The 26,012-nt window shown below is 39.1% G+C and carries 20 protein-coding genes and 2 pseudogenes; 10 read left to right on the forward strand and 12 right to left on the reverse strand.

The annotated features are described in order from the left end of the window. Positions 1-15 precede the first annotated feature (15 nt). From A9267_RS08035 to ilvC, 7 genes are all read right to left on the reverse strand, one after another. The gene (locus A9267_RS08035; protein ID WP_065108846.1) at positions 16-1,170 is read right to left on the reverse strand and encodes a pyridoxal-phosphate-dependent aminotransferase family protein; all 1,155 of its coding nucleotides are present in this window, start codon (positions 1,168-1,170) and stop codon (positions 16-18) included. A 232-nt stretch (positions 1,171-1,402) separates the two neighbouring features. Next, on the reverse strand, positions 1,403-2,938 hold the full coding sequence (gene ilvA / locus A9267_RS08040; protein ID WP_231919060.1) for a threonine ammonia-lyase, biosynthetic: 1,536 nt from the start codon (positions 2,936-2,938) through the stop codon (positions 1,403-1,405). A gap of 42 nt (positions 2,939-2,980) precedes the next feature. Further along, positions 2,981-4,840, reverse strand: coding sequence for a dihydroxy-acid dehydratase (gene ilvD, locus A9267_RS08045; protein WP_065108848.1), 1,860 nt, complete (start codon positions 4,838-4,840; stop codon positions 2,981-2,983). Between the two features lie 124 nt (positions 4,841-4,964). Next, a complete protein-coding gene (locus tag A9267_RS08050) occupies positions 4,965-5,900 on the reverse strand; it encodes a branched-chain amino acid transaminase (protein ID WP_065108849.1) in 936 nt (311 codons plus the stop codon). Positions 5,901-5,935: 35 nt separating this feature from the next. Continuing rightward, positions 5,936-6,202 (reverse strand): acetolactate synthase 2 small subunit, encoded by a 267-nt coding sequence (gene ilvM / locus A9267_RS08055; RefSeq protein WP_065108850.1) that lies wholly within the window; start codon positions 6,200-6,202, stop codon positions 5,936-5,938. After that, the gene (ilvG, locus tag A9267_RS08060; protein WP_065108851.1) at positions 6,199-7,887 is read right to left on the reverse strand and encodes an acetolactate synthase 2 catalytic subunit; all 1,689 of its coding nucleotides are present in this window, start codon (positions 7,885-7,887) and stop codon (positions 6,199-6,201) included. The genes ilvM and ilvG overlap by 4 nt, the downstream gene beginning before the upstream one ends. A gap of 593 nt (positions 7,888-8,480) precedes the next feature. Continuing rightward, positions 8,481-9,962, reverse strand: coding sequence for a ketol-acid reductoisomerase (gene ilvC, locus A9267_RS08065; RefSeq protein ID WP_055026150.1), 1,482 nt, complete (start codon positions 9,960-9,962; stop codon positions 8,481-8,483). 201 nt (positions 9,963-10,163) lie between these two features. Between ilvC and ilvY the strand changes: the two genes are divergently transcribed. Then, entirely contained in the window at positions 10,164-11,036 is an 873-nt protein-coding gene (gene ilvY / locus A9267_RS08070) for an HTH-type transcriptional activator IlvY (protein WP_055026151.1), read from the forward strand. A 37-nt stretch (positions 11,037-11,073) separates the two neighbouring features. Here ilvY and A9267_RS08075 read toward each other — a convergent pair whose 3' ends face one another. Beyond that, positions 11,074-12,084 carry a substrate-binding domain-containing protein gene (locus A9267_RS08075; protein ID WP_065108852.1) on the reverse strand — a complete coding sequence of 337 codons (1,011 nt, stop codon included), beginning with the start codon at positions 12,082-12,084 and terminating at the stop codon, positions 11,074-11,076. A 368-nt stretch (positions 12,085-12,452) separates the two neighbouring features. Between A9267_RS08075 and A9267_RS08080 the strand changes: the two genes are divergently transcribed. The 3 genes and pseudogenes from A9267_RS08080 to A9267_RS08090 all read left to right on the forward strand — a co-directional run. Next, a complete protein-coding gene (locus A9267_RS08080) occupies positions 12,453-13,700 on the forward strand; it encodes a YjgN family protein (RefSeq protein ID WP_080917011.1) in 1,248 nt (415 codons plus the stop codon). 28 nt (positions 13,701-13,728) lie between these two features. Beyond that, positions 13,729-14,754, forward strand: coding sequence for a M48 family metallopeptidase (locus tag A9267_RS08085; protein WP_065108853.1), 1,026 nt, complete (start codon positions 13,729-13,731; stop codon positions 14,752-14,754). 139 nt (positions 14,755-14,893) lie between these two features. Next, positions 14,894-15,553 (forward strand): annotated as a pseudogene (locus tag A9267_RS08090) (magnesium chelatase domain-containing protein); the annotation flags it as partial. Between the two features lie 26 nt (positions 15,554-15,579). Here the strand turns inward: A9267_RS08090 and A9267_RS08095 are convergent. Together A9267_RS08095 and A9267_RS08100 are read right to left on the reverse strand one after the other, a co-directional pair. Further along, entirely contained in the window at positions 15,580-16,530 is a 951-nt protein-coding gene (locus A9267_RS08095) for a reverse transcriptase family protein (protein WP_065108854.1), read from the reverse strand. Further along, a complete protein-coding gene (locus A9267_RS08100) occupies positions 16,508-16,816 on the reverse strand; it encodes a helix-turn-helix domain-containing protein (RefSeq protein WP_065108855.1) in 309 nt (102 codons plus the stop codon). Before A9267_RS08100 ends, A9267_RS08095 begins: the two co-directional genes overlap by 23 nt. Before the next feature lie 1,193 nt (positions 16,817-18,009). Between A9267_RS08100 and A9267_RS08105 the strand changes: the two genes are divergently transcribed. The 3 genes from A9267_RS08105 to A9267_RS08115 all read left to right on the forward strand — a co-directional run bounded on the left by A9267_RS08105 (position 18,010) and on the right by A9267_RS08115 (position 19,849). Further along, positions 18,010-18,699 carry a hypothetical protein gene (locus A9267_RS08105; RefSeq protein ID WP_065108856.1) on the forward strand — a complete coding sequence of 230 codons (690 nt, stop codon included), beginning with the start codon at positions 18,010-18,012 and terminating at the stop codon, positions 18,697-18,699. Positions 18,700-18,912: 213 nt separating this feature from the next. Then, on the forward strand, positions 18,913-19,284 hold the full coding sequence (locus A9267_RS08110) for a hypothetical protein (RefSeq protein ID WP_065108857.1): 372 nt from the start codon (positions 18,913-18,915) through the stop codon (positions 19,282-19,284). Between the two features lie 49 nt (positions 19,285-19,333). Then, positions 19,334-19,849 (forward strand): hypothetical protein, encoded by a 516-nt coding sequence (locus tag A9267_RS08115; protein ID WP_065108858.1) that lies wholly within the window; start codon positions 19,334-19,336, stop codon positions 19,847-19,849. A 134-nt stretch (positions 19,850-19,983) separates the two neighbouring features. Here the strand turns inward: A9267_RS08115 and A9267_RS08120 are convergent, their stop codons facing one another. Further along, on the reverse strand, positions 19,984-21,573 hold the full coding sequence (locus tag A9267_RS08120) for a hypothetical protein (protein ID WP_065108859.1): 1,590 nt from the start codon (positions 21,571-21,573) through the stop codon (positions 19,984-19,986). Positions 21,574-21,851: 278 nt separating this feature from the next. On the opposite strand from A9267_RS08120, the gene A9267_RS08125 reads away from it, so the two are divergent. Further along, a complete protein-coding gene (locus A9267_RS08125; RefSeq protein WP_065108860.1) occupies positions 21,852-22,145 on the forward strand; it encodes a hypothetical protein in 294 nt (97 codons plus the stop codon). Positions 22,146-22,232: 87 nt separating this feature from the next. Here the strand turns inward: A9267_RS08125 and A9267_RS08130 are convergent, their stop codons facing one another. Beyond that, complete coding sequence (locus A9267_RS08130) at positions 22,233-24,056, reverse strand: recombinase family protein (RefSeq protein WP_065108861.1); 1,824 nt, start codon at positions 24,054-24,056, stop codon at positions 22,233-22,235. Positions 24,057-24,103: 47 nt separating this feature from the next. Between A9267_RS08130 and A9267_RS08135 the strand changes: the two are divergent. Continuing rightward, positions 24,104-24,973, forward strand: a pseudogene (locus tag A9267_RS08135) (YifB family Mg chelatase-like AAA ATPase); the annotation flags it as partial. A gap of 142 nt (positions 24,974-25,115) precedes the next feature. After that, positions 25,116-26,012, forward strand: coding sequence for an acyltransferase (locus tag A9267_RS08140; protein WP_065108862.1), 897 nt, complete (start codon positions 25,116-25,118; stop codon positions 26,010-26,012).

Consider the following 26,012-nt stretch of genomic DNA (forward strand, 5'->3'; position numbering starts at 1 on the left):
CTGATTGTATTAAGATTAGTTAAGCACTTCATCTAGCGCGCGTAGACATAAGGCTACGTTTTCACGTCGAGCCCCAAAACCCATCAAACCGATACGCCATGCTTTACCAGCTAATGCACCGAGTCCAGCACCAATCTCTAAATTATAAGTATTGAGTAACTGCTGACGCACTGCGGTATCATCCACCCCTTCAGGAATATAAACCGCATTTAATTGCGGTAAACGGCACGCTTCATCCACGACGAAAGTCAGCCCTAACTGCTCAAGTCCATCACGTAATATTTGATGCATATCCTGATGACGTTTCCACGCATTTTCCAAGCCTTCATTAGCCAGTAAACGCAGTGATTCATGTAGTGCATATAAGGCATTCACTGGTGCAGTATGATGATAACTGCGTTTAGCGCCGGTATCTTTATTACCCCAATAACCCATCACTAAGGTTTGATCTAAAAACCAGCTTTGGACAGGGGTCTTGCGACTTTTAATCTTTTCTACTGCTTTGGCTGAAAATGACACTGGAGAAATACCTGGAACACATGAAAGACATTTCTGACTGCCCGAATAAATCGCATCAATGCCCCATTCATCCACACGCAGCTCCACCCCACCTAGTGATGTCACTGCGTCAACAATGGAAATACAATCATGTTGTTGAGCCAAGGCACATAGGCTTTTGGCATCTGATAAAGCACCGGTTGAGGTTTCAGCATGAACAAAAGCTAAAAACTTAGCGTCAGGATTTGCATTTAACGCAGCTTCTACTGCTGAAACAGATACAGGTTCGCCCCATTCATTATCAACGACAACCGCTGTAGCACCTACACGCTCAACATTTTGGCGCATGCGCTCACCGAACACACCATTACGGCAAACAATGACTTTTTCACCCGGCTCGACTAAATTAACAAAACACGTTTCCATTCCCGCACTCCCAGGGGCAGAAACAGCTAAAGTCATTTCATTATTGGTTTGAAAAGCATATTGAATTAAGGATTTCAGCTCATCCATCATTGCAACAAACAATGGATCTAAGTGGCCTATTGTTGGCCTAGCTTGGGCGGCTAACACTTCAGGATACACATCCGAAGGGCCTGGTCCCATAAGGGTACGGCGAGGTGGCATAAAGGCGTTTATGCCAGATACAGAATTAGTGGGTACAGATAACATCAAAGTCTCCTTGGCTCGAGGTCAGTTGTAATAGCTCAATGAAACCTACATTTTTTATTTTACTTAACGCCACCGAATATCATTTCGTTTGTGGCTATCTCGCCTCTTTGGGCAGAAATGACAATAACACAGACTATGTATTGAATCTGTATCCTATTGAAATTTATTAGCTTGAAATCGCCTTTTTATCTAAAAGGCTCCCTATGTAGGGAGCCTTTATTCGCGATTTAATTTAGTGACCGGAATTTAAAAACAATTGATAAGCAGGGCTATCAGTTTCCTCTTGATACACAAAACCGAGCTCTGTTAAAAAACGAGCAAACGCTGCTTCGTCAGAAGATGGGACTTCAAACCCAGCTAGCACACGCCCAAATGCAGCGCCGTGGTTGCGATAATGGAATAAACTGATATTCCATTGGCTTTGTAAGGTGGTCAAAAACTTCAACAGTGCACCAGGGTGCTCAGGAAACTCAAAGCTAAATAGACGCTCATCTAATGGCTCTGGTGGTCTGCCACCAACCATATAACGCACATGCAGTTTGGCCGTTTCATCTTCTGATAAATCTTGCACCTGAAAGTCTTCCGACTCTAGGTTAGCAATTATCTCATCTAACTCTGCTTGACCTTGGCTTATACGAATGCCAGCAAATACCACCGCACTGTCACGACTGCTAAATCGATAATTAAACTCGGTCATTGCACGTTTATTTAAAATTTGGCAAAAACGTAAAAAGCTCCCTGGTTTCTCAGGCACTTTAACCGCTAAAACAGCCTCTTTTTGCTCGCCTAATTCACAGCGCTCAGACACATACCGAAGACTATGAAAATTCACATTCGCCCCACTTAAAATTGCGGCGACGCGCTCACCTTTACCAGCCTCTTTAKGATGTTGTTGCAAGTATTTCTTTAATCCTGCAATAGACAATGCCCCAGCCGGTTCTGAAATTGCACGGGTATCTTCAAAAATATCTTTAACTGCGGCGCAGATTTCATCTGAGGTGACAGTAACCACATCATCAACATAATGTTTTGCGATTCTAAATGGCTCTTCACCGATACGTTTAACTGCAACTCCATCTGCAAATAGCCCAACTTGAGATAGAGACACTGGCTCGCCTGCATCTAACGCCGCTTTTAAGCAAGCGGCATCTTCTGGCTCAACACCAATAATCTTAACTTGTGGCATCACAGCTTTATAATAAGCAGCGATGCCAGCAATCAGTCCACCACCACCGACAGGAACAAACACGGTATCGATATCACGTTGCTGTTGTAGCATTTCTTGTGCAACAGTGCCTTGACCTGCAATGACATGTTCATCATCAAATGGGGCAATGTAAGTGCGCATTTCACGCTCAGCAAGTTGCTTTGCATGTTCGTTTGCTTGATCAAACCCTTCACCAAACAACACCACATTGCCACCAAGGCGCTTTACCGCATCAATTTTAATATCAGGCGTGGTGCCAGGCATAACAATCACGGCATCAATACCACGGCTTGCCGCCGACATCGCCACACCTTGCGCATGATTACCAGCTGACGCACAAACCACCCCATTCTTACATTGCTCAGGAGTCAGTTGCGCCATACAGTTATACGCGCCACGTAGTTTAAAAGAGTGTACCGGCTGCATATCTTCACGCTTTAAGTACACCTGACACCCCAATCTGGCTGACAGTTTATTTAAGCTCGATAACGGCGTTACTTTGGCCACATCATAAACTGATGATAACAGCGTTTTTTGCAAATATTCTTGTGCTAAAGACATAGGCCTCATTCCATCAGTTTTAGGTTAACGCTCATGTTTACACTAGCCTTCTAGCTTGCTGCGATCTCTTACTGCACCTTTATCGGCACTGGTTGCCAATAATGCATAAGCTTTGAGTGCTAATGACACATAACGCTCGCGAGCTAGTGGTTTCCAGGCTTGTAGCCCTTTGGCTTCCATCGCTGCTTTACGCTGCGCTAATACATCATCAGATACCGCGAGATTGATCGAGCGTGAAGGAATATCAATTTCTATTTGGTCGCCATTCTCAACCAAGGCAATGGTGCCACCCGCCGCAGCTTCAGGAGAAATATGACCGATAGATAATCCTGACGTCCCACCAGAGAATCGGCCATCAGTAATCAATGCACAGGCTTTACCTAAACCTCGAGATTTAAGGTATGTGGTTGGATACAGCATTTCTTGCATGCCTGGGCCACCTTTAGGACCTTCATAGCGGATAACAACCACATCACCAGCAACCACTTCGCCACCTAAAATGCCCTCAACAGCATCATCTTGGCTTTCATAAATACGTGCCGTCCCAACAAAAGTCAGGTTTTCTTCATCCACACCGGCCGTTTTAACAATACAGCCATTCTCAGCAACGTTGCCTGACAACACAGCGAGTCCACCTTCTTGGCTAAAGGCGTTTTCACGAGTACGAATACACCCTTCTTGACGGTCATCATCCACACTATCCCAATAACAGTCTTGGCTAAATGCAGTTTGTGTTGGAATGCCTGCTGGTCCTGCACTATAAAAGCGGCGAATCGTTTCATCTTGAGTTTGGGCAATATCATACTTTGCTAGAACAGACTTTAAATTGCCGCCATTATCAGCAGCAACATGCGGCACATCCGTATGCAGTAAGCCAGCTCTATCGAGCTCACCTAGAATGCCCATGACACCACCCGCACGATGCACATCTTCCATATGATATTTAGGTGTAGAAGGCGCAACCTTACATAAATGAGGCACAAGGCGTGACATTCTWTCGATGTCAGCCATCGTAAAGTCCACTTCACCTTCTTGAGCCGCTGCAATCAAATGTAAAACGGTATTAGATGAACCGCCCATCGCAATATCGAGTGCCATAGCATTTTCAARTGATTTAAAAGACGCAATATTACGAGGTAATACGCTGTCATCATCGTCACGGTAATAGCGTGTCGCAAGATCCATGATACGGCGACCTGCTTCTAAAAATAAATTACGACGTGCCGCATGCGTTGCTAAAAGAGAACCATTACCCGGTAAAGATAAGCCGAGGGCTTCGGTTAAACAATTCATCGAGTTAGCAGTAAACATGCCTGAACATGAACCACATGTAGGACAAGCACTACGCTCAATTTGCTTACTGTCTTCATCACTGACATTGGTATCAGCACCTGCAACCATAGCATCAACTAAATCAAGCTTGATGATTTGATCTGAAAGCTTAGTTTTACCCGCTTCCATCGGGCCACCTGATACAAATATCACCGGGATATTCAATCTTAATGCCGCCATCAACATACCAGGAGTGATTTTGTCACAGTTAGAAATACACACTAAGGCATCGGCGCAATGGGCATTCACCATGTATTCAACACTGTCGGCAATTAGTTCACGAGACGGTAAGCTGTAAAGCATGCCACCGTGACCCATTGCGATACCATCATCAACTGCGATGGTGTTAAATTCTTTAGCAATACCACCAGCCTCTTCAATCGCGCCAGCTACTAATTGCCCCATGTCTTTTAAATGCACATGACCTGGAACAAATTGGGTAAATGAATTCGAGATCGCAATAATCGGCTTACCGAAGTCTTTTTCTTTTACACCCGTCGCTCGCCAAAGTGCACGTGCGCCAGCCATGTTACGACCTTCGGTACTGGTTGCTGAACGTAGTTTAGGCATTGTCTTTTCCTTCCTGTGTCGCTTTACTGGGATGAAGCCATCAGTAAAACCTTAAAAATATTCATTATGAGTTATTGTTGTGTATATCAGTCTTATATTGACTGCTTAACGATGCTTAAATCGCTTAGTCTGATACGACTAATGGCTCTAACCAGCCCCATTTATCTTCAGTTTCTCCGTTAAATAAACCAAAGAAAGACTGTTGAACTTGCTGGGTAACGACACCACGCTTTCCTGAGCCAACTTCAATTCTATCGACACTTCTGACTGGAACAATTTCAGCCGCTGTTCCTGTCATGAAAATTTCATCTGCTACGTATAAAAACTCTCGTGCCATGGCTTCTTCAATAACCTCGTAGCCTAAGTCTCTTGCCAACACCATGATGGTGTCTCGGGTAATGCCTTTCAAAATAGCAGCGGTAGCCGGCGGGGTATAAATCTTATTATTTTTAACAACAAAAAGATTAGCCCCTGCACCTTCACTCACTAAGCCATTGGTATCAAGTGCAATACCTTCATCAAAGCCATTACGTTTAGCTTCTGTCGAAATTTGTAATGATGATAGGTAATTACCACCAGCTTTAGCGCCAGTCGGAATCGTATTTGGTGCTAAACGTTGCCATGAAGTAACGGCTACATCAACGCCAGCATCCATACTATCAGCTCCTAGGTACGCTCCCCACTCAAATGCTGCTACCACTAATTCACATTGTGCATCGCTAGGCGGTGTTATCCCCATTCCGACATTTCCCATAAAGATAAGCGGGCGAATGTAGGCACTTTGCAGATTATTCTTAAGGACGGAGTCACTGCACGCTTGCATGACTTGCTCAAAATCATATGGCACATTCATGCGATAAATTTTGGCTGAATCAAATAAACGCTGTACATGATCGGTTAACCGGAATCCTGCCGGGCCAAGGTGCGTATCGTAAATACGAATGCCTTCAAAGACAGACGTGCCGTAATGCATTGCGTGTGTCATCACGTGTACCGTAGCATTTTGCCAAGGCATGATTTCACCATTAAACCATATCAGTTCTGATTGAGTCGCAGCCATTTTCTTTCCCTTCTATCGAATATTGATGAAATGCATTAAGCAGTTGCGCAAGTAGAAGCCGTTTGAGGCTTAGATGGCATAACCACTTGGCAATTAATCACATCAAATAATTTACCTAATTGATGCGTTAATAATTCAATGACTCTGTCACTATTAACGGTAAAGTTAACCTTAAACTCACCCGATTCTGTGACTGTCATGTTCAGTTCACTGATTGTAAAACCACGATGACGAGTTACTCGTAATACTCGTTCTAACACTTCAGGTTGCGCCGATAGCAACAGCTCTATTGAATGCATCATGTTTGCTTCTCCATTTGGTCCATCATGTCACTATTGCACGCTCCTGGCGGCACTAAAGGCCAGACATTAAATGCATCATCAATGGCTACATGCAGCATAAAAGGTCCAGGTGCAGCAAGCATTTCATCGAGTGCAGCTTCTACTTCTTCTGCACGATGTATGGTGCGGCCCGGAATATCAAATGCCGATGCCATTAACACAAAATCAGGATTGTCAGATAAATCGGTTTCACTATATCGCTGCTCAAAAAACAATTGCTGCCATTGCTTCACCATGCCTAACTTTTGGTTATCGATAAGCAAAATTTTCACTGGTAACTTGCGGCGCTTAATGGTTGTCAGCTCTTGCACATTCATCATGAATGAGCCATCACCCGATACCGTCACGACTGTTGCATCTGGGCGGGCAACTTGTGCACCAATTGCTGCTGGCAAGCCAAATCCCATTGTGCCAAGACCAGCACTAGACAAGTGATCTTCTGGACGGCGGAACCACATATGCTGAGCTACCCACATTTGATGCTGACCGACATCACAACTCACAACACTGTCTTCAGGTAATTTATTCGCTAAGCGGCGTAACATTGCTGGCGCATAGATTAAATCGCCAGGATGTTGATAATCCCATTGATGCTCACGATAAAGCTCTTCCACCTCTTGTTGCCACTGTGCTAACTCATGTGATTTAAGTTCAAGTGAGTTAGACAATGCGGGTAATACTTGACGAAAATCAGCTGAAATAGCCACATCCGCTTGGCGTAATTTATTGATTTCAGCGATATCAATATCTAGATGCAGCACCTTAGCGTTACCTGCAAACGTAGCTAAACGTCCGGTAACACGGTCATCAAAGCGCGCACCGACCACTATCAATAAATCACAGTTTTGCACTGCGAGGTTAGCGGCTTTGCCGCCGTGCATACCTAACATACCCAAATAGCCTTTGGTGCCGTGCTCAATCGCCCCCAAGCCCTTTAAGGTTGCAACCGAAGGTATGCCTGTTTCATTGATAAATTGACGCAAATGATCAACTGCGCCAGCCATACCAACACCACCACCAACATAAAGGATAGGTTTACTCGCTTGTTGTAATAGTGCTCGTGCTGCCTCGATATCGGTTAATACTGGAGCAGGCTCTTCAACCACTGAAAGTAGAGGTGTTTTATATTCAAGCTCAGCGATTTGAATATCTTTTGGGATATCAACCAATACAGGGCCTGGACGACCAGATGCAGCGATTTCAAACGCTTTATAAAGTGTAGGAATTAATTCATTAATGTCTGTCACCATAAAGCTGTGTTTGGTGCATGACAGCGACATCCCGAGTACATCTATTTCTTGAAAAGCATCGGTTCCAATTACAGCGGTAGAGACTTGCCCCGTTATCGCAACCACAGGGACGGAATCGAGTAAGGCGTCCGACAATGACGTTATCAAGTTCGTCGCACCAGGCCCTGATGTTGCAAAGCACACGCCTGTTTTGCCACTGGCTCTGGCATAGCCTACAGCCGCAAAGGCCGCGCCTTGTTCATGACGACTCAGTAAGTGCTCAACAGGATGACCATATAGCGCATCATAAATCGGCATGATTGCCCCACCAGGGTAACCAAAAATCGTCGTCACACCATGTGCCGCTAATACTTTGATAACGGCATCGGCGCCGCGCATTGTCTGTCCTGATTCCATATTGATAGTCTCGTATTTCATCTGCATTTACTGAGCTAAGGTCAGTGCGTCTGATAAATCGTTATTGCCACTTATTGGCTCTCATTTAACCTTGCTTATGTGAAACAAAATAAACCCTAGAAAACAAAAAACCCCCGGTCCTTTCGGAGCGGGGGTTTTGCAAATTCTGACGATTAACTCTGTCTCTTTGCCAAACGCCACCCCCGCGGTGACTTAATAATCACGACGGTAATAATCACAATAATGAGCTGGGCAGCTTGGTTAAACATGGTTAACTGATTCCTAAAAAATAATTGTTTATTTTTGTTGAGTCAGGCTCCGTGCCGGACTTGTTTATAATTTATCCTCTATAGGAGTACCATAAAGTGATTTATAAACACAACAAAAAATCATGTGTTGTAAAAAAAATTCAGCTTCCCTGCCGAGACAATGCAAACAACAACAAAATCTAAAGCTATGATGATTAGGACATAATCCGTCTTTATCATCCTAATTTTCTATAGATTGTTTCTTCTACGCATTCAGCAAATGGTAGATAGATGCCTGCTCGATAGCTTAGCTGAACAGGTATTTCACAACACAATCAACAAATATTAGCTAGCTTCAACAATACCTTTCATGTCAGTCATGTAACCGCGTAACTCTGCACCAATGAACTCAACATCGGTATGACGAATCGCTTCATTTACTTCAATCAAACGCTTGTTATCAACACTGTTTGAGCCTTCTTTTAGACCAGCTCCTAACAATTCTGAAGACATGCCAGCTACATAGTCACGTAATAATGGCACTGCAGCATGGTTAAATAGGTAACAACCGTATTCAGCAGTATCAGAAATAACCACGTTCATTTCATATAAACGTTTACGTGCAATGGTGTTGGCAATAAGAGGCGTTTCATGCAGTGACTCATAGTAAGCCGACTCTTCGATAATGCCCGCAGCAACCATAGTATCGAACGCTAATTCAACACCTGCTTTGATCATAGCAACTAAGAAAATGCCTTTATCAAAGTAAGTTTGCTCGTCGATATACTCATCAGATGCCGGTGCATTTTCAAATGCTGTTTCGTTGGTTTCAGATCTCCAACGCAGTAAATTTGCATCGTCATTAGCCCAGTCTTCCATCATGGTGCGAGAAAACTCACCACTGATAATGTCATCCATGTGCTTTTCAAATAACGGCTTAAGAATCACTTTTAGTTCTTCAGCAACTTCAAACGCTTTCACTTTGGCAGGATTCGATAAACGATCCATCATGTTCGTGATGCCGCCATGTTTCAGCGCTTCGGTTACTGTTTCCCAACCTTGTTGGATTAACTTACCCGCGTAACCTGGCTCAACACCATCAGCAACCATTTTCTCGTAACCAAGGATTGCACCAGTCTGCAACATGCCACAAAGGATGGTTTGCTCGCCCATTAAGTCAGACTTAACTTCGGCAACAAATGAAGATAACAACACACCAGCTCTGTCGCCACCTGTTGCACTTGCATATGCTTTCGCAATGGCAAGACCATCACCTTTAGGATCATTCTCAGGGTGAACAGCAATCAATGTCGGCACACCAAAACCACGTTTGTATTCTTCACGAACTTCAGTACCAGGACATTTAGGCGCTACCATCACAACGGTGATATCTGAGCGAACCTGCATACCTTCTTCAACGATGTTAAAACCATGAGAATATGACAAGGTTGAACCTTGCTTCATTAATGGCATAACTGCGTTAACAACATTTGAATGCTGTTTATCTGGAGTTAGATTTAATACCAAATCAGCATCAGGAATAAGTTCTTCAAATGTACCGACTTTAAAGCCGTTATCAGTCGCTTGTTTCCAAGAAGCACGCTTTTCAGCAATCGCTTGTGGGCGAAGTGCAAATGAAATATTCAGTCCAGAGTCACGCATATTGAGACCTTGGTTCAGGCCCTGTGCCCCACAACCTAAAATCACAATGTTCCAATCTTTAATAAAATTACAACCGTCACTAAACTCATTACGGTCCATAAAGCGGCATTGAGCTAATTGAGCTAATTGTTGACGTAAATTCAGAGAGTTAAAATAGTTAGCCATCTGAGATACCACCTTTAATTCAGAAATTTGAGACACAACATTTTGGCAATCTCACGGCACAAAAGTTGTGATTGGGATCACTATAGCGTAAGCTGCTCATTGCTTAAAATGATATATTCGGGATGCTATATTGCATTTTATGCAACACTAAAAATGAGCCATTTCATACTGTTTTTTTACTCATTTATTTAAGGTTGATTCATGGATATTCGTGCGTTAAAACTGTACTTACACCTATGTGATAGTCTGCATTTTGGTAAAACTGCAGAACAAACCCATGTGAGTCCATCTACGCTCAGTCGAGCGATGCAGCGATTAGAAGAAGAGGTGGGCTGCAAATTATTTGAACGAGATAACCGCAGTGTCAGTATGACCCATGCGGGAACTGAATTTAGGCGTTTTGCAGAACAAACCTTATCCGAATGGCTCAACCTGAAAGGTCGAATTGACCCGGACCAACCTCTACTGCACGGACGGATCAATTTATATTGTTCAGTTACAGCAGCATACAGCCACCTTCCAGCCTTGTTAGATCGATTTAGACGTGAACATCCTATGGTAGAAATCACCCTTAATACAGGTGATGCAGCTAATGCTGTAGATGAAATTCAGCATAACCGCGCTGATATTGCCATCATCGCCTTACCTGATTCATTGCCGAGTAGTCTCCACTTTGCAGAAATTGATCAAGTGCCTTTGCATGTTTACGCTCCGACAATTAATTGCCAAGTACAGCAAATGGTTAATACCGTTCCCATTGATTGGGCAAAATTACCCTTCATTGTGCCGGATCATGGCCCTGGGCGACGTCGAGCTGACAACTGGTTTAAAGCAATGGGATTCAAACCTAATATTTATGCTCAAGTATCAGGTCAAGAAGCGATAACTTCTATGGTGGCGTTAGGGTGTGGTGTCAGTATCAGCCCAGAAGCTGTGGTTGAAAATAGTCCAGTAAGAGAACGACTGGTTAAATTAGATACACAGCAAAATATTGCCCCATTTCAGCTTGGCTGTTGTTGTAAACAAAAACGCACCCACGAACCCATTTTACATGCCTTTTTAGAGGTCATTTAATCACTTAGGTTATTGATTTAGAGTTGAAGACGCTGCGCTAATTGACACTGCATACCGCTTTGACTTCTTGCTCAAGGATTTGGTGCCATTGATTGTTAACAATCATACGAAATAAAGGGCATTCAAGTGTTAAGTGACGATAAAAATTATGTTCAAGGCATAGGTCAAACGTTTGTTTTTGCTGATGACGAGCAATATTCAGCCCCACCACACCTGCTAATAAAAATGAGCCTCCTCCTATCGCATTGACGTCACCATTTTTAAGTAACTCATATGACAAGACCGAAGGGTTAATCGCCAATACTTTAATATCTTCACCCGGTTTTCGGTGGGTTTCTTTTAAGGCTTTAACGACCCCAACTGCCATTTCATCATTGCCAATCCATAAGCCGTCTACCCCAGGAAAACGATTCAGCAATATATGCGTTTGTTCGTAGGCTTTATTGGCTTGCCAATCTGCATAAACGACCAGCTCCAATACGGTATTCAAATGCAGGTTAAAATACCCCTCCATTCCTTGTGTGCGTAGTAGCGATGTTTCCCTTACATCATCTCCCGCTACAGCCACCACATGTGCGGGCGTAGTCGTAAATAATTGAGTTAATGCTGCAGCAGACTCACGACCAATATGATAATTATCTTCAATAACTGCAGGTAATAAGTACTTTTTCCAGTGGGGATCGTTCATTAACTGCAACCTAAGTGGCTGCTCAATATCATTAATCATAAAAATAATGTGGACGGGTTTTTGGTAAAAAGTATCAAGCACTTTTTTAGCAACATCTTTATCGTTAACCATGACAAGATAGTCCGGTAAAGATGCATGATTAGAAATTTCAACCGCCTGATTTAACATCAAATTACGATCACGATTTGAATGTAAAACCGTTAAATTAAAATCTTGATCTTGCGCTGTAACTTGCATGACATTATCGATATGGTGCCAAAATGAATCATCGGCTGCACCGGGATTTAAAAACACGACATTAGTACTCGCCAGCACTGAATTTGAAAGCATGAATAACATAAAAATGAGCAAAGCTCGCATAGTGACATGTCCTTTTTCAACTAATACCTATCGCAGTTATCTGAATAAAGCATAGTCTAACGGCATACAACACAGCCTAACTGTATATAACATAGTCTGTTTGAGTAATGATTCGCCTCCGCAAACTAAAGCTTGAATGTCATTTAACTTAATTATGTCTGTAAATAGCACACCTTGCGTGATTAAGTTCTGTGAGAAAGCTTACTTACCATGCAATATGCTACTGATAAAAACCAACCCGCCAAAACCGCTTATTGTGACTCAGTGTAATTCACAAAATAAAGCGACAAAAATATGATTAAAAATATTGATTTATATCACTTTTAACGTTTTAATAACCAGCTCAATTCCAACGGAAGGAAATCTAAATGAGTACCATAGACTCATCACAAGGCAGTACCGCCTCTACAGCTTCGACATCAACAATATCTTCAGACACATCAACAACCAGTACTCCATTTAAATTTCACGGTATTGGCGGTGAATTTTTTGGTATTTGGATAGTCAACGTTTTACTCACCATGGTGACATTCGGCATTTACTCAGCCTGGGCCAAAGTGAGAACCAATAATTACTTTTACGGAAATACTGAATTAGGCGGCGACAGATTCGAATACCTTGCCAAGCCAATGCAAATCTTAATTGGCCGAATTATTGCCGTATTCCTATTGATTACATGGTCAGTGCTCAGTAGCACTATGCCTCCTGTCGCTGTCGCATTAGCCATCATATTCATGTTAGCAGTACCATTTCTAGCCGTTAGAAATGCCCGTTTTGATGCTCGTATGACACGTTTTCGCAATGTTAGGTTTGATTTTGCTGGCTCTTATGGCGGTGCATATATCAATCTACTGCTAAAACCCATTGCGGCATATATTATTGTTGTCGCCGGTGGATTTGGTATTGGTGTTGTGACAAGGTTAATGACAGATAACCCCATTGCTATCGGCATTGCAATTACCGCAGGCGTGGTATTTTTCTTTGTTGCTGCTATTTATTCTTACGCTTGGGTTAGCGCTGGAATGGCACAATACTTAATCAATGGTTATCGCTATGGTGATAAGGCATTTAATGCCAAACTTGAAATCAATCAGTATGCCAAAATTGCCGTCACCGCCATTGGGTTATTCTTCGGTGCAGGCTTACTTTTTTCAGTTTTTGCATTTGCTTTTGGCATGATGGGGTCGATTGTTGAGCTAATTCAAAGTGGCGCCTCTGAAGAAGCATTTAAAAATAATGCTTCGTTGATAGGCATGGTGTTCTTCGGATACTTCTTCATGTTTATTCTATCAATGCTCATCGCAGCCTATGTTCAAGTCTGTGTTCGCAATTATGTCTTTAGCCAAACATCTATTAATGATGACTTACAAATGACATCGACAATGAAAACCTCAAGTTTCTTATTCTTAGTTGTCACTAATCTACTGCTTGTTATGTTCACCTTTGGCATGGGTAAAGCTTGGGCTGATGTCCGTTTTGCTAAGTACATGGCAGAAGTCACTGCAGTTGAAGGAAACTTAGATGCTTTCACAGCTCATGACCATAATGAGCAAAGTAGCACCGCTGTAGCAGATGAAGTGGCAGATGCCTTTGATATTAATATTGGCATAGTTTAGCAATGCCAAGGTTTGCTGGAATAAAGCTGTGATAGAACAAGTTAATGGGCATATTCTTGCCCCTAAACAAGCCACAAAATACCCAGCAACATTAGTGCTGGGTAAAAATGGAATGCTGACATTGGCCTCTGACGTTCACCGAGGGCAATTTCAACTAGACCAAACCACTGTTACAGATCCTATAGGTAATATGGCTCGTCATATCACGTTTTCCAGCGGACATGTTTTTGTTTCAACAGATCCTCAACAGCTTAATCAATGGCTCAACATTCACGCTAAAAAAAGCTGGATAGCCCAGCTAGAAAAAAACCTTGGGCTGATTATTATTGCAACCTTGGTTTCACTCGCTGCGCTGTATTTTATTGTTGTGCATGGCATACCTGCTGCTTCTAAAACCATCGCCCAATTATTACCGGATGCCGTAGTGGAAGAAGTCGGTGAGCAAACGTTCAGCTTAGTGGAGTCCATGGGATTCACCGAAAGCCAAATCAAGCCACAAAGACAAGTTGAACTGCAGCAGTTATTTCAGCAGACATTAGATAAACTGCATCAAGAGCAAATAGTATTTTCAATCCAACCTTCTTTGTTAATCTATAACAGCAAAGATGGTGCTAATGCTTTTGCACTTGCAGACGGTCAAATTATATTAACGGATGACATGATTAACCTCGCAAAAAACGACCAACAACTTGAAGCGGTTATTTTGCATGAGCTGGGTCATGTTCATCACAGGCATGTACTCACAACGTTAATACAGTCATCAATCCTCTCTGTTGGCGCTGCGCTAATTGTCGGTGATGCCAGCGGGATCTCGGATATGCTTGTCAGTGTCACGGTATTAGGGACCAGCTTAACCTATTCTCGAAATCATGAACGAGAAGCCGACAAGTTTGCAGCATTGCAACTTCAAACTTGGTACAAAAATACCGACTCTATCGTCGAGCTATACCAGTTATTGCAAGCTGAGCATAATCTCGACATACCAGACTGGGCCAGTACTCACCCCGACATTGACGAACGCATCAAAACCTTACGCTCTGATTCTATTCAATAAATACTCATCCTAACCCACTTATTTTTGTTATAGGTGGGGTTTGACTACAGCGATTTATTTACCTGCTACACTTAATGGGCTTAATAACCTCATTAAGTGTCATTAAATATCTGTAAACGAAAAACAAAAGGATTTGTTTATGGCGATTGCCTGCGTTGTCACACGTGCTTGCTGCGGCGTTGAAGCTCCTAAAGTCACAGTCGAAGTTCACCTAAGTAATGGATTACCTGCTTTTAATTTAGTCGGATTACCAGAAACCTCAGTAAAAGAAGCCCGTGAACGGGTTAGAAGCGCATTAATCAACGCCGGCTTTGAGTTTCCCATGCAGCGCATTACCGTTAACCTCGCTCCAGCCGACCTCCCCAAACAAGGAGGTCGATATGACTTGCCCATTGCAATCGGTATTTTAGCGGCTTCAGGCCAAGTGCCGTCGGATAAATTGGCTCACAGTGAATTTATTGGAGAGCTGGCGTTATCGGGAGAGGTTCGTCCATGTATTGGCATACTGCCAGCAATCATTGCAGCCAAAAACCAACAACATCAATTGTTTATCCCTTTAGAAAACAGACGAGAAGCAGAGTTAGTCGGCTTTGAGCAGACTCACTTTGTTGCCCATTTACAACACCTTGCCGCCTTTATGCATGGTCAAGCTCAACTACCACTTGTTGACCAGCAACCGCAATGGTTTGAAGATGAAGCAACAGGCCCGCAGTTATGCTTAAGCGAAGTCATAGGCCAATATCAGGCCAAGCAAGGGTTAGAAATCGCTGCAGCAGGTGGGCACAACACTTTGCGGTTGTGTCAATTACCTACTCATTGACGTAATTAAATTTTCACTTTGTAGCTGGTAACACTTTTAGCTTTATCTTTAAGCTTTGGATCTATCATAGAAAGAGCATTCAACCGACCTAATAACTTTGGAGTTATTAATCCTGCGATTAACGGCTCATCTCTACAAGCTCTCCAGTCAACAAATGATTGGAAGATCAACTTGTTTTGTTTGTTAGTTATCAGAGTATTATTCCCATTAATCACTACCCCTGTAATCACCTTGATGTCTTTTTTTCTAAAGATTTTAGTCTTTTCTGGATGGGCAGTATGACAATTTGAAGTAATAATCTTTCTTACAGTCGATAGAAACAGTCTATTAATTGAATTACCAGAAAAGGTGATATCGTCAACGTATACGGACATATCAGCGCTATGCTTTATAGATAGTTTTTCAAGTTGGTCGAACATTCTGAAATTAGACCAAAAAGCTAAAGGCATACTTAATTGGCTTCCTGTTGGAATATGGCCATTATATGTACAGATATGGGATAGAGTATCAGCCACATCTGAAGAGCATTTCATTATGTTTAAGAAAAAGCAGAAAACTTTGTCTCTGCCTGTTGATTGGAAAAAAGAGGAAATGTCGGTAGTTAATACTCTTTTTTCACCTAAATGTTGATTGGCATTAGTTATGTGAGAGTGCAGTTTCCTTCCTGAGTGAAGGTAATGTGGGACTTTTATTCTAATAAGTAGGTTTGCAAGGCGGCAATGAATTTCTTTATGTCGATCTTTAGGGTGCTGAATGGTTCGAGACTTACCATTTTTTCCTATTTGCTCAAATACCACATAATTATCAGTATCTTGGACAGCAATTACAGCTTCTTCTTTTGATATATGAAGTAAAGAGAGAAGCTTTTTTTTGCTTCTTAATTTGTATAAAGGGGAATCACAAATCTCATATGTTTTACGCTTTGAATTGAGCTTAAGCCTTGATTTTTTTTTCATCACGCTCTACAAACCATTCCATAACATTAATGATTTTTGAAGCAACTACTTTCTTAAATTTTGCTGATGAAAGGTTACTTTTTCCTATGTTTTCAGAGAAAAAAACTAAAGATGATACTGGGATATCAAAAATATCAGAGTATTTATTCAGCAGTTCAAAAGTGATTGGTTTTTTCCCCGATTCGATTTCTGATAGGTAAGATTTGGATATACCTAACTCTTTAGCTAAATCAGTTTGTTTACGTTCGTGAAATTGCCTAATTATTTTTAGTGCTTTGTTGATCATATTAATACCTCAAAAAAAAGAGGGGAACACTAACTCAAGTCTTCCCCTTCGAAGAATCTCCAAGCTTTATAGATAAAGCCGCAGACTTTTACTAATCCCTTAAAAAGTTTCCAGATTAAGGCTTTAGTCTTCTTAGGTTTGTTCTTACGTTGTGTCTGTTGAACACGAATAGCATTTTTTTCTAGCATAGTTTTGTTTCTCCAAATTACCCATCTACGAAATTGCAGATGGTTTCGCCCTAATTCAGAGATATGAGAGAGTCCAACAGTAAACCCCTAATTTTCACACAGTGGTTCGCCCACTGTGTGGAGTCCCAACGGTATTATCACGTTACTAACCATCGGATGATGATGGAAGCAGGATTGGCGCAGGGAAAAAGTTAGAAAGCGTTAACTTTCCACGAGTATTAAAAAAAATACTCAATTATTTGGCGAGTTCCTCTCAATGCTGTCGCATATTTACAATACAAGTATCATATTTGGGTGTCAATAAAAAGTTCGCAAATAGCGAACTTTTCCATGCGGGAATTCAAAGAAGAGAGTAAAAGTTGTTTTTCTGGTGAGCAGTGGTTAACAGATTTGGTTTTTCACCTATTTGAGAAAATGTAGCAGTTATGGATTCTCTAGTTCAAATACAAACCCCTCTCTGCCACTCTTAAATGTCATTACAAGGAACTTTTATTTGAAGCTTATCTAATTGGATGGGCTTTTCATTTAATTGGCTTAAAATGGATTTTAGAACCTCATTCGCAAGTTCCTTCGGAAAATCAGATAATTTTTTATGCTTTGGCCTCAGGCCGATAAAAATAAATAATAAACTTATTTTCACTGTGTATTAAAAATATTCTTTTTTAAAGATCTGAATTAGTTTTAATTATGATCTTAGAAGGATGACAAGTAACTAGGTCGATGGGTGACAAGTAACTATACTTTCGGGTGACAGGTAGCTATGCTTTTAGGTGACAACTAACTAAGCTTGACTAAATAAAAAAAAGTGCTCTACTGAAATCAAGACGAAAAAAAAGCCACCTGCTAAGTGACTGTCTTTAACTAAACTTCTCATTCCCAAGAGATATTAATATTAATTACCAGAAAATTACATTTTGTAAAGTAAGTCGGTGATAAATATTTTAATAATTCTTTAATTTTAGAAGTTTATACAACAACAAAAAATTAAATTAAAGGATTATTACAATGGAAAACAACAAGATATTTTTAAGGCTACCCAACACTATCATGAACGCAAAACACGATTTACATAAAGAATTATTTAACGTTGAAACAGCGATGGAACAAAAAGTTTTCATCGCTGTATTGGCTATCGCTAGTGCTCTATTTGTAAAAAATAAAAAGAAAGGAGTCCAACATTTTTCAACCGTTGGACTTCTTTCCGACAATAGATTTTTACCTGCAAACTTGGTCTATTCTACGTTAGAAGAAATAATAAATAATATTAACTCTCCATTTTTTGATACTTTGGTAATTGAAAATAAAATGGTCTCTTTTGAGTTTTCAAAACGCTATAAAAAAGAAGCAATAAAAACAGGTTTTCAACAAATAAATCTAATGAGTTTAAAATCTTGTAATACTCTACGTTCTACCCAGGTTGCAATAATGATAATGATGAGACCAAATGCTTATTTGAATCTAAACTACTTACTTGATGTATTAAAAGTAAATAAAGGGATAAAAAGAACATCAAGGATCAGAGAAGTGAAAAGAGTTTTTAAATCGCTTAAAAAACAAGGATTGCTGACCGAATGGGAGTATAAACACCCTGCAACAAAAAGTGCAGAGGTTCTACCTGAGCATTATAAATTTCATTATAAAAATGTAGTTGTGAAATCGGTTCTTGAAGAATTGGTAGAAGAAAAAGCTGGTTAAATGATTTATCTAAATTACTGGAAAGTATAAACATTCGAATTGAAGAAGTTTAAAATCGCCTTTTATCATCCTAAAAAACTGCATAAACACACATCAACTTACCGTTATTTTTTGCTGTCTATTTTTCTAATTATCTTCTTGGTGGACCCTTGTTAAACAGCTTGGTCCTGATAAAGTTTGCTACATCGTTTGTGGTGGATAAGGGTTTTAGGTGTGTTAGATAGGGTTGGAAAAGCTAAAATTTCGACAGAGTATTATACCGTTGGAGTCAGCAATTGTTTGTTTGACTTAATGAACGAGTATCGAAGTTTGGATCCTGTTTTATCCACATTTGATGACCGAAAATTAGCCCTTTATATTGTAAATCGAGCGATAGAGGAGCAAATAGAAATTGCTACAGATGAAATTAAATTGTCCCGAACAAAGGACATTAAGCTTAAACAAACCCGAAAAATTACAAACCACTTTGAATCTGTAAATCAAACCTATAAAAACTATGGTGTGAACATTAGTTCAAGACAATATTTTCATCGGCTTATTTTATCGCATATAAGAAATAGACTGAGTGAAATAATCAATGTTTAGGCATTTATTGGTGGTTCATAGATATACAATTTTCTGAACAGGATAAAAAATGGATTTAGATAAAATTAAAAAGACAGTTAATGATACAACTGAACAAGCCAAGGGCAGTCTTAACGCTGAAAATTTAAGTCGCTTCTCTTTAAAGAATAAAGTATTGTTGGGCGGTGGTGCTATTACTGCGCTTGTCTTAGCTTTTTCTGTGCTAAGTGGTGGAGCGCCTTCAGTTTCTCTTGATGATATTAAAAAGCCTTTTCCGCCTGATGGTTCTGTCAAAGAGCAATGCACAGCTGTATCTATGACTGATTATACATTTTGGCGCTTAATGAAGGATAAAACTGAAAGTAAAGAAGATATTATTGCCGCTTACGCCAGTGTCGCTGAAACTTTCGATCAAAGTAAAGTTCAAAGTATGAATGAACTTGAAAAACGTTATTGGAATACTGTTCGCCCTATGAAACGTAACGTAGAAAAAATATACTCTCAAAAAGTTAAAGAAAAACGTGTCAATTATGATATGTATCTTAAAATGATTGACCACTGTATAGAAAATCACAGCAAGAAATAAATTTTTTTGACAAATATCTTTTACGTGATATTAAATATAATGTCAACATATAATCCTTTAATATGTTGTTCATTATTATTAAAAAAGCAAAACAACCTCTGGTCATCTTAATAACAGCCAGAGGTTTTTGTTATTTAAAACCCTTTAAATCTATTCCTTTTACCATTTCTGATTTTACTTTTCATTTCCTTAGTTGGTTGGATTTCTATCGCTTTTTCTTCAACCTCCAATGATAAGGATTCACTGTATATTTTTATATCTTCCTGTCTTTCTAGATAAGTTTTTAATGATTGAGGCAAGCTATTCATTGCATATTCAACAGCACTAGATAAAGCCTCAACTACTTTTTTATTTATACTATCTAAAAGATCATATTTTCGTTCTATGAAATTGTTTATTTCATCAAGTTTATTTTTAGCTAAATGAGTTTTATCTACAGTTTCTTTTTTTATTTTTATCGCTTTATTTGCTTCAATGATTTTTCTATTTCTTACTTCTTTAATTTCTACTAATTCAACTTTTTTATTATTAACAAATTTATTCGCTTTTAAAGCTTTTTCTATGTTTTCTTTTGTCTTTTCTTCAAAATACGAATGCATATTTTGAACTCGTTGGGATTTTGGCAATGTAGATTGTTCCTTTAAAAAAGTTCTTAATTCCTTTTCTTCTGGTGTTAATTCCTTTTTTTCAAATCTAAAATCATAACCTAATTTTTTAAGCCTCTTATTTGCAAAACTATAAAATTCTGTTTGTAATGCTTCGCTTGCGATCGTTCGTAAATCTTCGGTTGTTTCATTAAACTTTTTACCATCAGTGACAAAATCAACACCTTGCTTTTTTGCCATTTCTAAGCCTTTTTGATGTGTAAAATCGGGTAAATCAAAACGCTTGGTATCTCTGTTGAACCCTGATCTTATCAAATGAAGATGATCATCAACTGCATTTCCTTTTGTCGTGCGTTCGTCTTTGTGAAAAGCACCGCCCAACACCTGAAAATTGGCGTAATGCTCATCGTTCCAGTCTTTTATGATAGATATCATATCGACATCTTTAAGGCTTTTATCGTTATGTTTAGGGATTTTAAAAAGGACTTCTTCAAAGCCAATTGCACGAGTTGAGGCGGTCGCCCTGCGATCATTCGCTACTTTCATAGCATCGACATTTCCAAGAATTTGAGTAAGATTTTTTTTCTTGGCGTTAAGAGATTTAACTTTTTTATCTTTCGGTATATTAGAATAAAAATCTAATGCTGTTTGGATTTCCTTTTTATCTATTACTGAATAATCTTTATTATTTTTATCTTGAATTTTAAAATCCAAACATTTACTTATTACAGGAGTGATATCTATTTCTAAATCATGATCATAATTTTCTAAATTTGAAAAATAATTTATAGATTTGATCGTTTTGTCTTTTTCAGATCTTGAAAGTGATATTTTCTGAACTGCAAATTTATCAGCATCAATCAAAGATTGCTCTAAATTATCCTTGAATAATTTAGATTCTAATTCTACTTGGTTGAACCAATCACTGCCCTTTTCTTTAATTTGAAAATCAGAACCAATCAAAAGGTTTTCTTTCGTGTCTTCTGGGTTGAAGTCTCTTTTGTATTGTATTGTTTCTGGTTTGTAGTTTCGCATTATGTGATTAACTAAATTATTTAATTTGGTTTTTTCACATATTCGATATCGTCTTGTTTTTTGCAATACGGTTGAGGTTTCCATTTTAAAATTCCTTTTCTTTTGCTCTCCATCTTTTAGCGATTGAACGGCACGTTTACCCTTTCTGTAAGACACATTATCAACACGTAGTGGTGAAATGTGGCTGACAGACTAAAAAGGGTTTTTATTAGTAAGCTACTCTTCGAGCCACTTACATTATTTATATGCTCACAATTATATTTACTGTCAAAATAATTTGTATTTTTGTTGTTGTCTAATTTGACAACTTTAAAAAACATGATATCTAAATAGTAATCAATTATAAAAATAGGATGTTAAAAATGAAGGAAGTTGAATATAAAGAAAATATAGAAACTAAATTTTTGATGGGAATGCTGATTAAGTTTTTCGAAGACGGTGTTAAGTTGTCAAAAACTGATTTGAAAGTTTATTTTAATATGTATAGATATTCTGATAAATATGATTACTTTAAGTTTGATAAGTATTCTGATGTTAGATTTTGTATTGGAGTTGATAAACATCAATTTTCAAAAAGTATTAAAAAGTTAGTTGCTGCTGAATGTGTTGTCAAAAATGACAATAAATTTTATTTAGTAGGTCAAATACCATTTTAAAAAAGGAGAATAAATTACCTTCGTAATCGTATAAAAGGCTTAGAACTCGCTCTATGGCTTTCTGATTGGTTTCTTCTGAGTTAATGATCATTGCTTCATCTCTATTTTTGCTAAAACTTTATGAGCTTTCTCTATTTGGAAAAGAACTTGATTAAATAATTCAATTTCTTGTTCAAGAATTATTTTGCTGATTAGTTTGTTAATTCTATTTAAATAGTTGTCTAGTTTCTTATCATGAATGTTTTTGCAACTGTCTATCAATATTAGAAAGTTCTCTTGTATCTGCCAAATCATTTCGTCAATCGGTGTCCGATCACCATTCAAACGCTTATATGTCATATGGTTGTTTGGTAATGAACAACCGCCAAAATTATATTGTTCATCAATCATAACCGTATGAACGTGCTGATCTTTCATCTTGAACAAAATGAAATTACTATAATCATTAAATAAGTATGCTGATTCTATTTTTTTTGATAGATAACTATTATAAGTCATTCTATTAGATGATAGTAAAACGGAATCATTTTCAAGTATTACATTCTGATATAAATCTGAATATGTGTAGTCAGGCTTGAAAGTTAAAATTTTGTTTTCAATATCTTCAATTTCTGATCTGTATCGTTCTATTTCTTTTGATAATACTCCTATTTTTTCTTTGATACTGGGGATTGTAAAATCACCATCTAACAAAAAACTAAGTTTAGATTCTGCTTTTTCATTAAGGTCTTGAAGCTTTGAAAGTCTAAGATTTAGCTCTGTTGGTGTCTCAGGTTTAGGCATAAAGCCGTTTTCTGTTGTCAAATGTAACAACATTAATTCTAGTGGTAAATACTTGTAATGCTTGTTATGAGTGCATTCACCGCCACGCTTTGCATTGGCACAACTTAGATACTTTCCACCTTTTGAACCCTCTCCTTTGTCTACATATTCAACTTTCCCATCGCAATATCCACACCGTAAGATATTACGAAATAAGTTAGAGAACTTGTTTCTGTTAACCTTGCCACGTCCTATAGTTCTGCTTTTCCGTGCTATTTGAGCCTTTAAAAATGTTTCTTCATTAATTATCTGTGGATAATAATCTGGGATTGGGTCGCCCAATGGCTTACGTTTTTTATCACCGATACCGTTGTGTTTTCCAATGTGAGGTTGATATTCACCTAACACGGCTCGATCTGTAAGTATTCTAGAAAGGCTCGTCCTAGCCCATAGCTTACTTTTATGGGTTGGAGTAGGGAATTGGGTTAAGTTCTCATTTAAGTGCCTTATAAGCTGAGATACGCCCATTCCATTGATAGATTTATCGTAAATGTATTTTATTATTTTTACTTTATCGTTTTTGATGTGAAATTTTGTTCTATCTTCTGATAATTCTAACCAATGTGGGATTAAAGAAGTTAGTTTTTTATTCTCAATGTTTTTCCTTTTCGAATCCCAACTTTCTTTCAAGCGTTTTTTCTTGGTTTCACTTTCTTCGTAAGCCCTAGACATTATCAAAACACTTGAAACAATCGCTATTAATTGAGCATTTCCATCTAGATTATCATCATTGGAATAGTGTTTTTCATCTTGAGTTGTGTAAATATCAACATAATTTAGGATAGTTAAAAATTGAAGCATAGCTTGATTTACTTTTAATCGAGATAATCGATCAAGGTTTTCAACAATTAACAAACTACCTTTTTTAACCTTACCTGTGACACAATCATCAATGAAATTATTTAAGATTTCTTGAGAACCGATTTCTGATGCCGAAGTGCCTAATTCTTGATAAATAGCTAGTTCTGTATCAAGCTCATATCCATTCTTCTCACAATACGCCTGTGTAGCTGAAAATTGTCGTCTAAAACTGTCACCTTTCGCTTGTTGAGGTGATGAGTAGCGTATGTATGAATAAGCTTTTTTCATTGCTAAAATCCGTTTTTATGGTGTTAGTAGGATTATAACATAACTAGTTATTTTTAGGCCCTCCCGGCACCGGCAAAAGTATGCTCGCTAACCGAATCATTCCGCTATTGCCCAAGCTCAGCTATGAAGAAGCGATTGATGTTGCCGCTATTCATTCTGTCGCAGGGTTAAACATCAAACCAAACGCTTTTCTTGAACGTCCCTTTAGAGCACCACACCACACATGCTCATCAATTTCATTAGTTGGCGGTGGCAGCATCCCAAAGCCAGGTGAGATATCACTAGCCCATAGAGGAATATTGTTTTTAGATGAAATAGCCGAGTTTCCACGTAAAGTATTAGATTGCCTACGTGAACCTATGGAATCTGGCGAAGTCGTCATTTCTCGCGCAGCAGCAAAAGTAAAATTCTCGAGTCGTTTTCAATTAATTGCAGCCATGAACCCAAGCCCTTGTGGCGATGTAGATAATGCCCGCTCAACCCCCGACCAAATTCAGCGTTATCTATCTAAACTTTCAGGTCCATTTTTAGACCGTTTTGATTTAACAATCGAAGTCCCTAAACTGCCAGCAGGCACTCTCACCCAACCCCAGCAAACGGCTGAAAGCAGTGAAAGTATTGCCAAAAGGGTCAATCAAGCAAGACAGATACAGTTATCACGCGCAGGTTTGCTCAACAGTGAACTGTCCCCTTCACTGTTAAAACAGCATTTAAACATGAACCAAGCTGACTTAGAGTTTTTAGACGCAAGTGTGCAGCAGCTCGGTTTATCTGTGAGAAGCTTTCATCGGATCCAGCGGGTTGCTCGAACCATCGCAGACCTACAACAATCCAAAACAACTGAAAGACGTCATATTGCCCAAGCATTAGGATATCGAGCTATGGATAGATTGATGCATCGATTGAGTCAGCAGTGAGTACGAACAATCATCATAGTAAGTCAATGATACAGACTGAACAGCGTGTAATTTTTGCGTAAAAATTGCGATATTATTGTCCTTCGGATTGAGCCAAATCATTTCACGGAGTAACATAAGCCTCCATTCACAGGAGAGCTAGATGCCGCTGTTTGCAAAAATTAAAGGATCGATAGCATTTATTTGCTATGTAATAAATACCGTATTCTGGGTAATACCTATACTTATATTTAGTATATTCAAAGTGTTACCAATAAACATCATTCGTAAAATATGCAGTTATATTTTAGATAACTGTGCCAGTGCGTGGATCACTGTTAACGGTGTGATTGAGTCAATATTGCACCCAACGAAGATAAGGTTAACTGGCGATAGTCAGTTTTCAGAAAAAGAATGGTATATGGTCATTGCCAACCACCAATCTTGGGTCGACATCTTAATTTTACAACGAGTATTTAACCGCAAAATTCCTTTTTTGAAATTTTTCTTAAAGCAGCAACTCATTTATGTTCCAGTGTTAGGGCTAGCTTGGTGGGCGTTAGATTTCCCTTTTATGCGCCGTTATTCCACAGCACAACTTAAAAAGAACCCTAAACTTAAAGGGAAAGATATTGAGATAACTCGCAAGTCATGTGAAAAATTCAAGCATAAGCCTGTAAGTGTAATGAACTTTGTCGAGGGAACTCGCTTTCATCCTGGCAAACATACAAAACAAGCCTCTCCTTATCATCATTTATTAAAACCTAAAGCAGGCGGAATGGCATTTGCCCTTGACGCAATGGGCAGCCAAATTAATAAATTAGTCAATGTCACCATTTATTATCCTGATAAAATACCTTCCTACTGGGAATATATTTGTAATGGCCTCGATGAAGTCCATGTTGATATTCAAGTGACAACGATTCCTGACGCAATGCGTGGTGACTACAGTAAAGATCGTGAGTTTAAAATTGAGTTCCAAAATCAACTCAATCAACTATGGCTCGAAAAAGATAACAAAATCAGCGAAATGGCTGACAAAATAACTAGAGGTATTTAG

The organism is Shewanella sp. UCD-FRSSP16_17 (assembly GCF_001675935.1).
Lineage (GTDB): Bacteria > Pseudomonadota > Gammaproteobacteria > Enterobacterales > Shewanellaceae > Shewanella > Shewanella japonica.

What these genes read in the sequence shown, in the direction of transcription:
- A9267_RS08035 (WP_065108846.1), bottom strand. Translation starts at nt 1,170, where the DNA reads ATGTTATCTGTACCCACTAATTCTGTATCTGGCATAAACGCCTTTATG.
- A9267_RS08050 (WP_065108849.1), bottom strand. Translation starts at nt 5,900, where the DNA reads ATGGCTGCGACTCAATCAGAACTGATATGGTTTAATGGTGAAATCATG.
- ilvM (WP_065108850.1), bottom strand. Translation starts at nt 6,202, where the DNA reads ATGATGCATTCAATAGAGCTGTTGCTATCGGCGCAACCTGAAGTGTTA.
- ilvG (WP_065108851.1), bottom strand. Translation starts at nt 7,887, where the DNA reads ATGGAATCAGGACAGACAATGCGCGGCGCCGATGCCGTTATCAAAGTA.
- ilvC (WP_055026150.1), bottom strand. Translation starts at nt 9,962, where the DNA reads ATGGCTAACTATTTTAACTCTCTGAATTTACGTCAACAATTAGCTCAA.
- ilvY (WP_055026151.1), top strand. Translation starts at nt 10,164, where the DNA reads ATGGATATTCGTGCGTTAAAACTGTACTTACACCTATGTGATAGTCTG.
- A9267_RS08075 (WP_065108852.1), bottom strand. Translation starts at nt 12,084, where the DNA reads ATGCGAGCTTTGCTCATTTTTATGTTATTCATGCTTTCAAATTCAGTG.
- A9267_RS08080 (WP_080917011.1), top strand. Translation starts at nt 12,453, where the DNA reads ATGAGTACCATAGACTCATCACAAGGCAGTACCGCCTCTACAGCTTCG.
- A9267_RS08095 (WP_065108854.1), bottom strand. Translation starts at nt 16,530, where the DNA reads ATGAAAAAAAAATCAAGGCTTAAGCTCAATTCAAAGCGTAAAACATAT.
- A9267_RS08100 (WP_065108855.1), bottom strand. Translation starts at nt 16,816, where the DNA reads ATGATCAACAAAGCACTAAAAATAATTAGGCAATTTCACGAACGTAAA.
- A9267_RS08105 (WP_065108856.1), top strand. Translation starts at nt 18,010, where the DNA reads ATGGAAAACAACAAGATATTTTTAAGGCTACCCAACACTATCATGAAC.
- A9267_RS08115 (WP_065108858.1), top strand. Translation starts at nt 19,334, where the DNA reads ATGGATTTAGATAAAATTAAAAAGACAGTTAATGATACAACTGAACAA.
- A9267_RS08120 (WP_065108859.1), bottom strand. Translation starts at nt 21,573, where the DNA reads ATGGAAACCTCAACCGTATTGCAAAAAACAAGACGATATCGAATATGT.
- A9267_RS08125 (WP_065108860.1), top strand. Translation starts at nt 21,852, where the DNA reads ATGAAGGAAGTTGAATATAAAGAAAATATAGAAACTAAATTTTTGATG.
- A9267_RS08130 (WP_065108861.1), bottom strand. Translation starts at nt 24,056, where the DNA reads ATGAAAAAAGCTTATTCATACATACGCTACTCATCACCTCAACAAGCG.
- A9267_RS08140 (WP_065108862.1), top strand. Translation starts at nt 25,116, where the DNA reads ATGCCGCTGTTTGCAAAAATTAAAGGATCGATAGCATTTATTTGCTAT.